The sequence below is a fragment of the Cupriavidus basilensis genome (assembly GCF_008801925.2).
Taxonomy (GTDB): Bacteria; Pseudomonadota; Gammaproteobacteria; order Burkholderiales; family Burkholderiaceae; genus Cupriavidus; species Cupriavidus basilensis.
Genome location: NZ_CP062805.1, coordinates 342,658 through 357,553, shown reverse-complemented (window position 1 = coordinate 357,553; position 14,896 = coordinate 342,658). Strand labels below are relative to the sequence as shown.

The window sequence follows — 14,896 nt, the reverse complement described above, 5'->3', positions numbered from 1 at the left end:
GGAGCACTTCATGAGCAATTCTTCAAACACGCTGCGCGCTTATCGTCGCATCTTCGTGACCGGGAGCTGGCTGCCAGACAACACCGCGGTCGGCGCCTGCTGGAATGGCACGATGTGGAACGGCTTTCCGGTCCCTATGTTCACACGCGAAGACGGCGACGGACTGTGTGCGGTCATGCCGAACCTTGTCTACGTGGAGCGCCGGCAGGCGTTCCTCTTCGACGAAAATCAGCAAGTTGAATGGTTTCGTCCCTCGATCGCCGTGGTGGACGGCAAGGAACAGCACCTCTACGCAATCGGCGATAGCTGGTGTTGGCAGTTCGCGGACTACGCGGACGATCCGAACGTGCAGAACTGGCTTGCGGGTAGCTACCTGCAACTTCACCTGCGACCAAGTGTGCGGGCGTGGATCCAGGAACTCGCATGGGCGAATGGCCAGTCGGTGGAGCACCACGCCGAATTTCTTCTGGCGTGTTTCTGTGAAGAGCGCAGAGACGGGCGGTCCAAGTTCGATCTATCAGGTTTCGAGGCGACAGCGTCGCGCGCGCAGCATGCAACACCCGTTTCGGATGGCGATGCTGTGCGCGTGCGCAGTGGACCGTGGCTCAACGTCGTAGACGCTTTGTTGTCGCTTGTCGCAGCAGAAGACGGCGGCGAGCCATCGAGGCTTTCGCGCGAGATGTTTGCAGAAACCGTTCTGCATGGTCTCGCTCGCGAGCTCGGCGGTGTGGCGTAGCCGGACCTCTCCACATTCGGCGCCGACCCTGCTACCATTGCGGCACCTACCGCGTCTCAGACGCATCGACCCCTTCCGGTTGTATAGCCGGACATCTCTTCTCTCCCCTACGGGCCTTCCTGCCCGTGGGCATGTTGGCCGATTTTTCTTGAGGCCATCATGTTCAAGCGATTCTTCCTGCTTTTCCTTTGCTGCGCCATTTTCACCGGCTGCGCTGCACAGCCGACTTCGCCGAACACCTATCGGGGTTCCGAAGCGCTGCGCCGTGGTAGTGCCGAAACCGTCACCGTCCTCCGGGTCCGTCCCGTCACGATTGTCGACAGCGACGGATTGATGTCCGCAAACACCGGCGTGCCTGGCGTTCTTGGTGCCGTTGTCGGCGCGGTCCTTGGCGCTCGCGTCATTGGCAACGGCAACGGTCGTTATCTGGCTGGCGCCTTGTCGGGCAGCGTCTCCGCGGTGATCGTGCAGACGGCAGCCAACCATCTGAGCCGCCGCAATGGCGTTGAGGTCATTGTCCGCACGGACAACGGCCGGCAGATCGTTGTCACCCAGGATGCCGATCAGCAGTTCGTCACCGGCGAGCAGCTGTACCTTGTCTCGGGTGCCGGCGGTCTTCGCCTGACTCGCTAACGGGCTCCAGTCGTAGCCTTATCTGTTTCACCCTTGCCTCGCGGGCCTCCCGCACGGGGGGCTTTGTCGCGAACTGGAGTTCACCATGTTCGACGTTGCACAAGCCTCTCCTATCACCATCATCCCCACCGAAACGAAAGGGAAATACATCTTTGAAGTCGCGGATGCCATCCGTCGTCAACTGTGCAGTGCTGGGCTCGAGCCGGAATGGCTCAATGCTGCCAACTTCATGGATGACGACAACGAAGCCTTGTACGGTCCGAAGTCGTCCCGTCAGTGGCCCCAGTTCGGTGCGCGTGAACGGCTTGCCGTCTCCGTGCATCGCGGCTGGTCGGAAGGGTGGGCGGTCTTCGTTGACCGCGTCGGTTATACCGGCGATGCGTCCAACCTGGTCACCACTGCCCAGAAACTGTTGGTCGGCAAGACGCTGTCCGAGCGCCAAGCTTGGGCCACCGTCAGGGCGATCACCAAGATGTTCGATATTGCCTGATATCCGGGCCTATCCATTCGCAAGCCCGAGAGGGCTTGCCCAACCCCTCGGGGTTCGGCAAGTCGCTTTCACCCGCGTTATCGACGCATCGACCCACTGTCCGGCAACTCCGGACCAACCCATTGCGGGACACTCGTCCCGACAAGGGAGGGGATGTCCCCATCTGATTCGAGGATATCCATGAAGCTTCCCAAGTCTTTTCTTCGTCCCCACGCTCCCGGCAATCCGGCAGCATGCCAGGCGCTGCGTCGCGACGCATGCCGCATGCTGCGCCGCTTTGCCGGTGACATGTCCTTGCGCCCACGCGATTACACGATCCGCGAGCATCGGCAACGCCGGCGCGCGGTGGCCGTGTTCGCGCTTCAGACGGAATCGTTGCTGCTCGAGATCCAGCATCCGCCAGGCGCCGAAGGCATTCGTATGTCCTACCGGACGTGCCGCGGTCGCAATGACCTCAGCGGTGGCCGCAACAACGCCATCCACTTGCCTTCGCTCTCCACCGATGATGGCTATACCAATCTGCTGACCACGCTTCGCGTGGTTGCCGGTCGGCGCAGCTGAGGGATCATCATGACGACTCCTATTAAGGTCACATTCACATCGACGGCAGGCGAGGAGATAAACGGTCAGGCGCAGTTCGAGCCGATGTCTGAGCTCGTGACGCTACCCTCACAATTGCTTGAGCATGTACAGCGAGCCAGGGCTGCATGTGATGGGCATGCCCTCGTCGCACATGAGGACGGGTATCGCTATCCGCTGCAGCCGGTTGAAGATGGTGTCTACCAGCTTGACCGCTCGCGTCGGCATCGGCAAAGGCTACTGGAGCAAGCTTGGAAGGCTGTTACGGCGCCAACCAAGGATCAGCGGCAGCAGTCTGGCCGCTTTGCACACACGCTGTCAGCCGCTGCGCTCATCGGCGCCAGCGTTTACGTAGGGTATAGCAATGTATGGATGCTGGTCGCCCTAACCGACGTTCTTAGCCTCGTCGGCGTTGGCGCTGTACTATTTCTCGTAGGCGCAGTTCTTTCCAAAGGAGATTGAGTTATGACTCTCGGCCTTTTTGTATTGATTCTCGGCGGTGCCATCTCGGTCTTCCTGCTCTGGGCAGACCGAAACGGTCGTCGTGTACACAAGGACTAAGCGCCGTTTCGTCCACGCCCAGCCATCTGCGCGTCGCAAGGCCGAAAACGCCGATCCAATCGGCTCACCGCATGAACGCACTCCATACAAGGGGTGCGATTTCATTTCCAGACCCACACGGGCGTCGTCCCGATGGGGCGGCTCCCTCCCAAAGGAGTATCCCCCAATGGACGACATCGTCTATGGCGCTGGCTCGGCCAGCTATCCTGCCGGCGTGCTGTTGCGCGTCGGCCTTTATGACTCGAACCTGCGCCCGGCACTGCGACTGGTCTGCGCTGACGATGGCATGCCCTATGCCTCGCTCAGCGTGAACTTGCCGGAGGCGCCATTGCTCGCCGGCGAATTCTGCGTGGCGGCCGACTGGAACCTCCCCGCGGACTTGAAAGCGGCGTTGCTTGCCACCGGCAGGTTCGCGGACACAGGCCGCGGTATCGAAGGCTGTGGCCAGGGCGGCGCCATCTGGCGCATTACGTGTCCCGCGCTGCTGTCGCAGCTGGGGGCTGCCCGCATCGTCGGCAGCCGGTCCCGTCCGACCCCGAGCATGGCCGCCTTCGCTTAGCGCTACATCCCATTCCAACCCTTTCGGGGCACGTCCCCGAAGGGGCGTGCTCCGTCTTGGAGCACATCATGTACGTCATTACCCTCGGCCAGCGAGCCGAAACTCGCACGACGCTCGCCGGCGTGCTGCATCTGCTTAACGACGACCGAAGCGAGACGGCCCAGCCGCGCTTCGAAGAGATCGCAGTGCGCCACGTGGAGGGCAGTAACATCCCCGTTGTGCGCCTGTCGCATGGCAAGCTCGGCGTTCGTCCTGCCGGAAGCGCCCGTTCGATTATCGCGCGGGTCATCGATGAGGTGGATCGCTTCATCGTGCGTGTGTGCGGAAAGATCCTGCGTCCGCAGGAAATGAGCCGCGCGTCCTGGGGTGCCGTGCTGGCGGCGGGCCGCTTGGCCTACTTTCCGGAGGAAGCCATCGACCTGTCACCAGGCGCGGCCGGACCGCTGTTCCAGACAGCGGATCTCTTCGAGGAGTCGGGGCCCTTCGACATTGCGCAATACGTGCAGTCCGAATTTGTCCGGCGTTTTGGCTATGGCACCAACGGGCCGTTGTACGACCCAGCTCAGATCCCGAACGCCCGTCATGAAGTGCACGTCGCGTACGCGCTCTTGCGAGGCGAAAAGATTCGTGATTGTGTGCTGAACACGTACCGCGACAATCCGCGCTTCGGGCAGTCCGACCTGGACTGGCTGCAGCCGCTGATCGCTGTGCCTGCACTGCGTGGCGCGCTGCCGGCCCATCACCTGCGGGCGCTCTGCCGTCTCCTGCGACTCGAGAAGATCGCTATCTCGCCGCAAAACGCGCCGAAGCTCCTGGCGATCGCTCGACGCGTCCCTGCCGACGGCACCGATGTGCACGTGGACGACGCCTTGTACGAGGCTGGCGTACTAGCACCGCGGCCCACCCCTGTGGCGCGCCCGGAAGAGGGGCAGGCCGCAGCGCCCGTCTCTGCGCTCGCCTCGCGAATTCATCACCTCATCTCGCAGCGGCAGTTCCATGCGAAGATGGATAAGGCGAAAGCGCAGCGCGAAGTGTTGGAGATCAGCCAGCGGCATTTCGATGATATTGCTACGCGGGCAGTGCATGCTCGCGTGTCGACCAGCTTCGACTGGCCCAACAAGGTTGCACTGGCGGTCCTCCAGCGGGACGTGGCCACGCTTCTGCACATCTTCGACAATCCGAAGGACTGGAACGTCGACTCCAAGCGTGCCTTGCGCGAAGAGCTCGAAGTGGACCTACTGCAATGCACCGCGTCGGTTCGTCGCCAGCGCATCTTTGAGATGTGCGGCTTCTCACCGACGGAGCAACAACGCTGGGAGCAGCAGGCGGCAGCCGCGAAAGCCAACCGGCTCGCGGTGCAGGACTTCGAGGATGCGCGCAGGCGTGCTGAGGCGTCCAGCTGGCGGCTTGAGACCGGGAAGGTGCTCAATGGCCGCGAGTACGTGGACTTTTGCATCGCCGAGGGCTTCTCGGAGATCGTCGACGTGCCGCGCGGCAGGGCGCGCGAGTATCGCATCCGCGATCCGCGCCGCAGCATGTCGCGACGCCTGCGCGCCAAGGACGGCACGCTGGCATATGCCAAGGCAGTGATCGCGCAGACCAACGCGCCAGTCGCCCTTGCAGCTTGACTATTACCCCTGGCCTACGGGCCGGGGGATTTTCCTGGAAACACATAGCATAAGTGTGAGCTTTCGCCGGCGCCGAGCATCGCGTCGCAGGTTAGTCTTTCTCAACCGCAAGCTGTGTTCGCACTGAACCGAATCAGTCCAAACACAGTTTTACCCGCGTCTCTGACGCATCGACCCACCGCCGGCATGCCGGCCCATCTCTTGAACCTTCCCACAGGGACCGCTCCCTGTGCGGACGGGCCTGTGGGATCTCCGTAAGGAATCCCATGGAACTGAATCCCCCCCAACTGCAAAAGCTGCTCGCCGCCTGCATTCCGGCCACGTTGCCGGTCCTCGTCACGGGCGCTCCCGGCATCGGCAAGAGCGATATTGTCGCCGGGGCCGCTATGGATGCTGGACACGACCTGCTTATCTCCCACCCCGTAGTCGAAGATCCGACCGATTCGAAGGGCTTGCCCTTCCCGTCATCGGACGGCGCCCACGCACGCTTCCTGCCCTTCGGGGATCTGGAGCGCGCGCTGGGTGCCAGGCGTCCGCTGGTCTGGTTTATCGACGACCTGGGCCAGGCCACGCCTGCCGTTCAGGCCGCCAAGATGCAACTGCTGCTGGCCCGCCGGATCGGCGAGCATGCTTTGCCGCCGTATGTCACCTTCGTTGCAGCGACCAATCGCCGCGTCGACAATGCCGGCGTTTCAAACATCCTGGATCCGCTGAAGTCACGCTTCGCGACCATCGTGGAACTGACGACTTCGGTCGAGGACTGGACGCGCTGGGCGGTGGCAACGAACCAACCGCCGGAGCTGATCGCGTTCTTACGCTTCAAGCCCGATTTGCTGCTGTCTGAGAACAGGACTCGCGAAATCGAGAACCTTCCCAGCCCCCGAAGCTGGGGAATGGTCGGCAAGCTGTCGAAGGTGGTCCCTGCCGAGCTCGAGCACGTGGCCTTCGCCGGCGCGGTCGGGGAGGGTGCTGCAACGGAGTTTGTCTCGTTCAAGCGCCTCTTCCGCGAGATGCCGTCTCCGGATGGCGTGCTCGCGGCGCCCGCTACCGCACCGATCCCGACCGATATCGCGGTGCAGTACGGCATTGCCACGGCGCTCGCGCGCCTGGCCAACGCCAACAACTTCGATCGCGTGATGGTCTATGCGAATCGGCTCCACGAAGCGGGGCTCGGCGAGTTTGCCGTGCTCCTTGTGCGGGACGCCGTGGAGCGCGATGCGTCGATCGCCAGTACCCCTGCATTCATCGTGGCGCAGGGCGGCCCGATCGGGGCTCACATCCGCGGCCAGTAAAGCCGCATTTCTGCAACAGCACCACATCTGCCGGCCGGCTCGGGTCTTCCCGAGTCGGCCTTTTCTTTTCGCTGCCGCTTTGCGGCACATCCCAGTGAGGATTCATCATGAACATTACCAATCTGACGTCTCGCGTCATGCTCTCGACCCTCAACATCTCGCTCTGGCGCGCGCGTCGTTTCGACACCCGTGCCACGCAGGAGGTGGAGGCTAAGCACGAGGCCAAGGACATTGGTCGCTTCAACAAGCGGCTACTGACCGACGGTGCAACGTCCTACAAGGAGGTCTGCGCCATCGGCAATCGTGCACGCTCGCTGTTCGATAGCCACTCACTGGACTACGATCAGCTGGGCGTGCGTCTGCTGCCGACAACTGTCTATATGGAGGTCGCGGAGAAGCTGCGTGCCCTGCGGGACGAGTTTGACGGCGCCAAGGCACAGTTTCTGGCCGACTATCCTCGTCTGAAGGACGAAGCGCGCGTCGCGCTCAACGGTCTCTTCGACGAGGCGGATTATCCGACCGAGGCAGAGCTGCGCAAGAAGTTCGGTATCCGCTTCTCCGTGCTGCCTTTCCCCGATGCTAGCCAGTTCGGCATCGATCTGCCTCCCGACGTGCTGCAAGGCATCCGCGATGAGATGGATGCGCGGGTCATGGGAGCTGTGAAAACGGCCAACAATGACCTGGTCGGCCGTCTGTATGAGGCCGTGCAACACTTCGCCAACCGCCTGTACGGGGAGGGCAACGTGCGGCTTGACGTGGCCGACAAGGTGCGCGAGCTGAGCACGCTACTGCCGAAGCTGAACTTCTCCGAAGACCCCGTGCTCGCGGACCTCCTCGCCACGACCCAGGACCAGCTTGCCTGCTACACCGGAGCGCAGCTGAAGGATGACCCGCTGCTGCGGCTGAATGTGGCTGAGCGCGCGATGGAAATCGAAGCGCAGATGGCCGCATTCATGGGTGGCCCGCCGCCGGCGATGACGCGCGAGCAGAGCGACATGCCCATGCTGCAATTGCTTGCTGCGTGAGGTTGCCATGCATGCGCGAATCGTGAAGCAACGCGCGGCGCTGGTGCTATCGCAACCGTTCTTCGGTGCGCTGGCCCTGCGTCTGGCCCTCGTTGAGGATCCTGCCTGCCAGAGCCTGTGGGTCGATGGCGTGCGCCTGGGCTACAACCCAGCGTATGTCGCGTCCCTGGATGACCTCGAGCTGCGGGGCGTCCTCGCGCACGAAGTGCTCCACGTGGCCAATGGCCATTGTTGGCGCATGGGGGCGCGGGATCAGGAGCGGTGGAACCGCGCGTGTGACTACGCGGTGAACCCGCTGGTGCTCAACGCCCAGTTCAAGCTGCCTCAGGGCGTCTTGCTGGATGGGCGATACCTGGGCAAGTCGGCGGAGGAAATCTACGCGATGCTGCGACAGGAAGAATCGTCGCAGCAGCCGGATGCCGAGGCTGGCAGCGGCTCGGGAACTGAACCGTCACCGCAAGCCAGTGGCCAGCAGCCAGCACCACCGTCGACAGGATGTGGCGAGGTGCGGCAATACACGGGCGCCGACCGGCCGGCGGTAGAGGGCGAATGGCGCGTAGCTGTGAATCAGGCTGCGAAAGCGGCCAAGATGCGCGGCGCGTTGCCTGGCGACCTTGAGCACCTGGTGGAAGCCGCGCTACGTCCGTCCGTCGATTGGCGAGCGGTGCTGCACCGCTTCGCCGCCCAGGCGGCCAGGTCAGACTACAGCTGGAAGGTGCCCAACCGTCGCTATGCGCATCTGGGTCTCTACCTGCCGTCGTTGTACTCGGAAGCGGTCGGAGACGCGGTGTTCGTCAGAGACTCCAGCGGCTCGGTGTTTGACGAGACGCAGCGGCAGTTTGCGGCGGAGATTATTGCGGTGCACCAACACCTGCAGCCGGCCCGGCTCATCGTTATCGATTGCGATACGCGGGTCACGCAGGTCCAGATCTTCGAGCGTGACGAGGTGGTTGATCTCCGGCCGTTGAAGGGCGGCGGGGGGACCAGCTTTAAGCCGCCATTCGTATGGCTGGAGCAGGAGGGCATCGAGCCCGCTTTCCTTGTCTACCTCACCGACCTGTACGGTCCATTCCCTGCCGCGGCGCCTGCCTATCCAGCCCTCTGGGCTTCAGTCACGCCGTTGGATCGCATCGCCGCACCACCTTTCGGTGAATGCGTAGAGGTCATCGTTTGACCCAAGCCCTGGCTACGGCCGGGGCACTATCTGCGGAACGAAGTCACTACTGAGCTGTCAACTCATGTAACCCCTCAAGCGAGCCACAGACGTGCCGATGGTGGATACCGAAGTGGTCGTAGCAGGCTCCAGCCCCGGCGCTTTTCTTTTTTGGATTCCTATGTCAGCAAGCATTGCCCAATCCGAAGCATGTGGTCGGACTATTCGCGTAGCCGAAACAACGGCAGGTGCCAGTCGCAGTGAGCGGCTGGACCGTTGCCAAAGGCGGCGCGCGTGTTGCCGGCATGGGACGCCAGAAGAGCGAGCTTTGGAGCCCCAGCTTCTTGTGATGGACGTCGACCGCCTGCCGAAGCATGGCATGGCGCTGCGTGTCGACGAGTGGTTTTCAGTTGTCCGCAACGGAAATTTCTTGCCGTTTGACGACTGGCTCCCGATTGTTGCAATGCCGGTGCAATCTGCGGTGGCGGGCATGCGATTGCCGCAAGGCAATGTCGCGTTCGAATTGCGCCACGGCAAGCAATACGCGATCGAAGACTCGGCGCATGGCGCCAGGACGTTTCAATGCATCATTGACGGCCGCGTGCCGCTTGTGGCCTTCATTGACGAGCCAGGCTACCGGGGACCGTGGATCACGGTCCGAAATCTCTTTACTATCGAAGAGATGGTGAGCATGCGAGAACTGCGCGAATGAGAAAGGAAAGGGCCCAACGCGTCTGCGTGTCGGGCCCTTGTTCTTTACCGGTTTTGGCAGAAAGACGCCGTTTATGTGCGAGCTTTCCGGAAAATTGCTTTGAGCATGCTCATACTTTTACCGCCGGCTCGGCCTCCGCCGTCGGCGCGGCGGCTGTGATTGTCGCCTCCGGACCGTCGCCATAGGTGAGAGCGGGAATCCGCGAGATAGTCCCCTCCAGGGCTGCAGAGCTACCAAGCCGGATGGTACCGGCATAGGCAATCCGGCCTTTCACGCGGCCATTGATATGCAAGGAAATCCGGGCCGCCACATCTCCCTCGACGGTGCCATCGATCAGCACGTGATCGCCTTCAACGGTGCCGCGAATCAGCCCTTCCGCACCGATATGGACCAAGCCTCGGGATGAACGCAAATCGCCATCGACCAGGCCAAAGCAGCTAACGCCGTGATCGCAGGCCACGTGCCCGTGGATACTGAGTCCTGCCTGAATCAAACTGAAGGTTCTTTGCTGGGTCATGTCGGGAATCAGAACAGTTTGATCTCGTTTCCGCGGCTGGATGCCGGGGTTACCTGCGCGGTCTGTGGGGGGGAGGCCGGTTGCAGCCTGGTGGGCGCCGGCGCAGCCATGTTCTGCTTCGGGACTTGCGCCTTGGGCGCTTGGGGCTTCGCCCGGTTCTCGGCAGCGGCTGCTGAGCTCGCCGCAGGCGCGGGCGCGGACACGGCCGGCGCAGCTGACGGCGAGGGGACAGGCGTGGGCTCAGCAGCGGCTGGCTGCGCGACGCTTGGCTGCGACGCGGGCCATTCGTGGCCGCCATCTTCGGCTGGTCCAATGGCCGCTGGCAAAGCGGCAGCCGTCGACGACTCGGGGCGCTTGTGCGTGTCGCCCGACGCGAGCCATCGACCTCCGCCGAAGGCGAGAACGGCAATCAGCACAATGCCAAGGCCCCGCCAATGGATCGGCTTGATACGCGCCCAGGCAGGCACTGCCTCGTTCCCGGACGGCGTGTGAGTTGGGGGCAGCGCCGACGAGGCGCTAAGGCTGGCGGCACCGGACGGGGCCAGTTCGATCGTGACGGGCGGCTCCGCATAGTGCGCGTGCAGGCGTTCGATTTCGTTGATGTCCATACTGTCTTTCAGGTTTCAGGCTTGATCGATCAGCTTTCCGTCGGGGGAGAAGCAGTCGTTGTCGGGGATGCAAAGCCGGTGGATCGCACGGATTTGTCTGGCAGCGCCAAAAATCGCCTCGTCCTTCTCAGCGTCGGTAATAGACTGGGCCATGTATGCCCCGAGCGCACGGTGGAAGAGTCTGTCGTGCTGGTTAAGCAGTCGGATCAGCCGTCCGGCTAGCGAGTGTGTCACCACGAGCTGCCGTTGGTCGAATCTAAGGCTGAGATGGCGCCTTGGCTGCCGCTCAATCCATTGCAGCCTCGCGTCCATCCATTCCTGCGCCGCTCGGAAGGCCTCGTCCAGGGCGAGGATCTTGCCTTTGCTGGCCACCGAGAACTTCGACGTGATGAAGTTGTAGTCGCTGCGCAGGAAGTTCCGTACGAAGTCGGTGCAGTAGGACACTTCTGTGCCGCTGTCCGTTTGAGGAACGATCTTTGCGACGCGTCCCTCGCTGAGCATCCGCCGGATGGGCTTGGGTCCGGCGTCGGATGCGGTGGTGTCAGAAGGCGCGTCCCGCGACGATATCAGCGGTATAGGATGCGGCTCGCCATCGGGCAGATGATGGGAAGGTTCGGCCATGTTCCATGTGGTGGGATCTCTCTCAGCAGGCATTCTGAGACACAACGCTGCACAGATGCCTGGAGAAAGCGACACATAATTGGCGAGCTTTCTGACTTTTTTCCGGGTGCTGATGTGCCACAATTCACTCACACCTCGCGTCACTGACGCATCGACCCTGACTCCTGGCGAGTCCATCTTCTGCTCCAAGTCGTGCCATTTGCGCACGCGCCGACCGGCTGGCTACCGGTGTGGATATTCCTTGTGATAAGTGTTTTCGCCGAACACTTCCCTCATCAGCTCGTAATACGCGTCTTTCGCTGTGCCTCTTCATAAGTGCACGCTGGACACCGTTCGAGCCTGGGACCATGTGGCGTCTCTCTCCAGGCCCCTCCTAGGCAGAACGGCTGACGTCGAGCCGATCCGTGAACCTGCGGCCGAACCTGTGGGTTCGCGAAATGGGTTGTTGTGCAGCGTGACCATGCTGCACGAGGACGACTTTACGTCCTCAGCATGAGCGGCGGGCGATTAGCACGCTGCTCCCTGAGTGCCACGCCCCCGGAAGGGGCGTGGCATGCAGGTCTCTCGAACAAAGCTCGCTCTCCGGCGCATCCGGGACGCGGGCTTTCTTTGTTTGTGAGAAGCCTGTTTCGGGGAGATGTCATGCACCACGATTCCGAGATTTCCGCCGCCATCGCGGCAATGCTGGTTCGTCGGCGTCCGATGTACAAGGACATGCCGGCAGCCTGGCGCAACCTTTGTGAGGCGGCACACGTCGCAAGTCTTCCGGAAGCCGCTCGTGCGGCCTTCCTTTCCACCGTAACGACCCAGCGCGGGGCAGACACAGCCTTGCGCCTACGGGAGCATGGTGCGTCCATCCGGGCGAACGTCGTTCGATTTCTCTCAGAAAGGAGAATGAACGCATGCATGCACCCATTACCTACAGCGGCTTCGACGGACCGAGAAGCCTTCTAGAAGAGCGGCCCATGCGGCCGCCTATCATCGGCAAGATCCGGCCGGGAATCAAAGTCCTGACTCGCAAGGCCCGGGAGAATCCCGAAGCCGTGCGAATCCATGACGCGATGCTTGCCCAAGGGCATTCATTTGAGTCGATCGGCATCCAGATCGAGCGCAAGACCCAATTGCGCAACGCCCTCGTGCCGAAGAACGTGCCATGGTTTACCTGTCGAGGATCGGACTTCGCGAATCCTGCCGTAGCCGACGACATCCTACAGCGCTACGGCGAAGACCGCGGCGATGGCAATGGCCTGAAGCTATGGCGCTTCCCCGTGGTGTTCGCCTTCGATGACTGGCTGCGCAACATGCCAAATGAGCTGGTGACGTACACGGCCAGCGGCAGGCAGTTCTTTTCGGAGTACGGACCGGACGGCTTGCGCTACTGCAAGACCTACGCGCTGGTGCAACGCGATGCGCGAGCCAATCGTGCGAAGCGCGTGTGGGGTGGTCGACCTGTCATCCTCCGTCAGGACGATGCTATCCCGGACGGCCGGTGCGATCCACACAGCTGCCCGCAGTACCAACAAGGCTTCTGCAATCTGTCTGCCTCGTTCTTGTTCGCAGTTCCGAGCACTCGGGGCCTGGGCTTGATCGAATTGCCGACAACGTCAATTTATGTCCTGCAGAAGGCGCACGCGGCCATGCAGACTGTCGCGCTGGCACGTGGGCGTCTGGTCGGGGTCCAGTTCTTTCTGAGCAAGCAGGAGGTCGAGATCAGCCGGATCGAGCCTGAATCCGGCAAGCCGGTTCGGCAGATGCAGTGGCTCATCACCCTCGATGCGGATCTCGATCTGGCCGGGCTGCTTGACGGCTCCGATCGGCCGGAGCTCGCGCATGTCGAAGCCGCGCAACACGCGATCGCAGCGCTCGAGGGCACACCGGAAGTGTCGCAGCAGCGTGAGTCTTCAGGCGATTCTCCGCCAGAGGATGAGCGTGCGTTGCCCGACGCGCAGGCCCAGCACGCGGCCGATGAAGACCTGGCCGCGGAGTTCAACGAGCTCGCCGGGCGCCTCGGCTTCGGCAACGAGCAGGATCGCATGGATCTGCGTGTATTTCTGCAGAACAGCTTTGGCGCCGGATGGACGAAGCGGCCCGAAGCGGTTCGGCAGGTGGTGAACGACATGCGCATTGCGTTGGCGAATAACCCGGTCGCATACCGCGAGCAGGTGAAGGCTATCGCCGCCGAGATCTCTCCCTGAGCCTGGCCTGCGTGCCGGCTCGACTTATGGACGCCCGATGGTGTCCATGCTTCCTTTCGCTTCGCTGGCCAATCCGGCGGCACATTCCCTATCCATAGGAGGTTCCATGCTCAACGAAGGCGAAAGCCTGCGTCTGGGTCATTTCTCAGACCTGCACTACTCGCCCAGCCATCTGGCCGAGGCGGACCATTGCTTTGGCTTTGCGGTCGACGATGCGATTGCGTCGGGCTGCCACGTCGGGGTCGTGTCGGGAGATTCCACCGATCATCGTCTTGACGCGCACACGCCAGCGTTGTCCGCGCTCGCACGGCAGATTCACCGGCTGTCGGCCCACATGCCCGTCCTGCTCCTGCAGGGCACTTACAGTCATGAGCCACCGGGCACGCTGGACCTGTTCCGACTCATCGGTGCGCACCATCCCGTATACGTAGCCGATCGCATCCATCAGGTCGCGCTGTGCGCGGGGCAGTTTGTACCGTCGGACGGCCCGGTTTTCTCGCCCGCGGAAATCGACGTGCTGATGGCCCAGCACGGCATGCCCGAAGTGGTCTTCACCTGCGTGCCGACCGTCAACAAGGCGGTACTGGCTGCTGCCGCCGGCGTGGCCAACGCAGCGACGGCGGTGGGCGACCAGCTTGCCCACTACCTGGCCGCGGCTGGCGCTATCAATCGCCAATGGCGGTCATGGGGCGTGCGCACGGTCGGCGTGTCGCACGGCACGGTGAACGGCTGCCAGACCGAGCACGGCGTACCCATGGCCGGCTTCGACCATGAGTTCACCATTGGCGCGCTGTTCGAGGCCGAGTGTGACGCCTTCATGCTTGGCCATATCCACCGCGCTCAGCAATGGGAGCGGGAGGGCAGGGTAGTGGCATATCCCGGCTCCATCGGGCGATTCCACTACGGCGAGATCGGGGAGAAGGGATACCTGCAGTGGCAGGTGACCCCCGGACATGCCACGGCCTCGTTGGTGGCCACGCCTGCACGCGCGACGGTGTGTGTGGACTTCGATGGCCCGCCGGACATGGCAAGGCTCGCCGACATTGCCATGGAAGCCGCTGAGAAGTTCGTGCGCATTCGTTGGACGGTCAACGAGGAGCATCGTCAACTGGTCGACCGTGACGCGGTTCTAGCGCTGTTCGGAGAAAGCGCCGAGGTCAAGATCGAGACGCGCGTCTTGCCGGCCGTGCGTAGCCGCGCTGAAGGCATCAGCCGGGCGGCCAGTCTGCCGGAAAAGCTCTCCCGCTGGGGTGAGCTGACCGGCGTTGACACTGCCCCGTTGGTAGACCGTTTGACCATGCTGGAAACGCTCGATGCACAGTCGATCGCGGACGGCGTGCTCGCCCAACTGCGCGAGGCTGGTGCGCATGAGCATCCCCGAGCGGAAGTGACACCAAGCGGTGTTGAACGCTCCGACCCGAGCCCGGACCCCGTGGCGGTTCTCGCGTCGGCGCCGCTGGCCGACCAGTCAAGTATGGACTGGCTCACCGATGACCTGTTCGCGGGGCAACCCGCCTAACCCTCTGAACATGCGAGCCCTGTTCCGACAGCCGTGAGTGGCTGTCGAAACCCGGTTTCACCCGCGTC

General features: G+C 62.7%; 17 protein-coding genes. 14 read left to right on the top strand and 3 right to left on the bottom strand.

Annotated elements, in window-relative coordinates:
- Positions 1-10: 10 nt before the first annotated feature.
- The 11 genes from F7R26_RS37210 to F7R26_RS37160 all read left to right on the top strand — a co-directional run bounded on the left by F7R26_RS37210 (position 11) and on the right by F7R26_RS37160 (position 9,368).
- A complete protein-coding gene (locus tag F7R26_RS37210; protein ID WP_116318648.1) occupies positions 11-736 on the top strand; it encodes a hypothetical protein in 726 nt (241 codons plus the stop codon).
- 159 nt (positions 737-895) lie between these two features.
- The gene (locus tag F7R26_RS37205; RefSeq protein ID WP_070940837.1) at positions 896-1,369 is read left to right on the top strand and encodes an outer membrane lipoprotein; all 474 of its coding nucleotides are present in this window, start codon (positions 896-898) and stop codon (positions 1,367-1,369) included.
- 85 nt (positions 1,370-1,454) lie between these two features.
- On the top strand, positions 1,455-1,859 hold the full coding sequence (locus tag F7R26_RS37200) for a hypothetical protein (protein ID WP_058698151.1): 405 nt from the start codon (positions 1,455-1,457) through the stop codon (positions 1,857-1,859).
- Between the two features lie 180 nt (positions 1,860-2,039).
- The gene (locus F7R26_RS37195; protein ID WP_058698150.1) at positions 2,040-2,420 is read left to right on the top strand and encodes a hypothetical protein; all 381 of its coding nucleotides are present in this window, start codon (positions 2,040-2,042) and stop codon (positions 2,418-2,420) included.
- A gap of 9 nt (positions 2,421-2,429) precedes the next feature.
- Positions 2,430-2,900 (top strand): hypothetical protein, encoded by a 471-nt coding sequence (locus F7R26_RS37190; protein WP_081050302.1) that lies wholly within the window; start codon positions 2,430-2,432, stop codon positions 2,898-2,900.
- Between the two features lie 265 nt (positions 2,901-3,165).
- Positions 3,166-3,558: a hypothetical protein gene (locus F7R26_RS37185; protein WP_058698149.1), complete on the top strand. Its 393-nt coding sequence runs from the start codon at positions 3,166-3,168 to the stop codon at positions 3,556-3,558.
- A 68-nt stretch (positions 3,559-3,626) separates the two neighbouring features.
- Positions 3,627-5,186: a hypothetical protein gene (locus F7R26_RS37180; RefSeq protein WP_058698148.1), complete on the top strand. Its 1,560-nt coding sequence runs from the start codon at positions 3,627-3,629 to the stop codon at positions 5,184-5,186.
- A gap of 266 nt (positions 5,187-5,452) precedes the next feature.
- Entirely contained in the window at positions 5,453-6,478 is a 1,026-nt protein-coding gene (locus F7R26_RS37175; protein ID WP_058698147.1) for an ATP-binding protein, read from the top strand.
- 107 nt (positions 6,479-6,585) lie between these two features.
- Complete coding sequence (locus tag F7R26_RS37170; protein ID WP_058698146.1) at positions 6,586-7,503, top strand: DUF3150 domain-containing protein; 918 nt, start codon at positions 6,586-6,588, stop codon at positions 7,501-7,503.
- Between the two features lie 7 nt (positions 7,504-7,510).
- Positions 7,511-8,677, top strand: coding sequence for a vWA domain-containing protein (locus F7R26_RS37165; RefSeq protein ID WP_058698250.1), 1,167 nt, complete (start codon positions 7,511-7,513; stop codon positions 8,675-8,677).
- 328 nt (positions 8,678-9,005) lie between these two features.
- Positions 9,006-9,368 carry a hypothetical protein gene (locus F7R26_RS37160; protein WP_058698145.1) on the top strand — a complete coding sequence of 121 codons (363 nt, stop codon included), beginning with the start codon at positions 9,006-9,008 and terminating at the stop codon, positions 9,366-9,368.
- 109 nt (positions 9,369-9,477) lie between these two features.
- Here the strand turns inward: F7R26_RS37160 and F7R26_RS37155 are convergent, their stop codons facing one another.
- Genes F7R26_RS37155 through F7R26_RS37145 form a run of 3 tightly spaced genes read right to left on the bottom strand, consistent with a single transcriptional unit; the run spans position 9,478 to position 11,114 of the window.
- Positions 9,478-9,885 carry a bactofilin family protein gene (locus tag F7R26_RS37155; RefSeq protein ID WP_058698144.1) on the bottom strand — a complete coding sequence of 136 codons (408 nt, stop codon included), beginning with the start codon at positions 9,883-9,885 and terminating at the stop codon, positions 9,478-9,480.
- An 8-nt stretch (positions 9,886-9,893) separates the two neighbouring features.
- Positions 9,894-10,493 (bottom strand): hypothetical protein, encoded by a 600-nt coding sequence (locus F7R26_RS37150; protein ID WP_058698143.1) that lies wholly within the window; start codon positions 10,491-10,493, stop codon positions 9,894-9,896.
- A gap of 15 nt (positions 10,494-10,508) precedes the next feature.
- The gene (locus F7R26_RS37145; protein WP_143010730.1) at positions 10,509-11,114 is read right to left on the bottom strand and encodes a hypothetical protein; all 606 of its coding nucleotides are present in this window, start codon (positions 11,112-11,114) and stop codon (positions 10,509-10,511) included.
- A gap of 492 nt (positions 11,115-11,606) precedes the next feature.
- Between F7R26_RS37145 and F7R26_RS42030 the strand changes: the two genes are divergently transcribed.
- From F7R26_RS42030 to F7R26_RS37135, 3 genes are all read left to right on the top strand, one after another.
- A complete protein-coding gene (locus tag F7R26_RS42030; protein WP_423766619.1) occupies positions 11,607-12,068 on the top strand; it encodes a DUF7696 family protein in 462 nt (153 codons plus the stop codon).
- On the top strand, positions 12,017-13,309 hold the full coding sequence (locus F7R26_RS37140; protein ID WP_058698141.1) for a recombination directionality factor: 1,293 nt from the start codon (positions 12,017-12,019) through the stop codon (positions 13,307-13,309). The genes F7R26_RS42030 and F7R26_RS37140 overlap by 52 nt, the downstream gene beginning before the upstream one ends.
- Before the next feature lie 106 nt (positions 13,310-13,415).
- Positions 13,416-14,828, top strand: coding sequence for a metallophosphoesterase family protein (locus F7R26_RS37135; RefSeq protein WP_058698140.1), 1,413 nt, complete (start codon positions 13,416-13,418; stop codon positions 14,826-14,828).
- Positions 14,829-14,896: the final 68 nt, after the last annotated feature.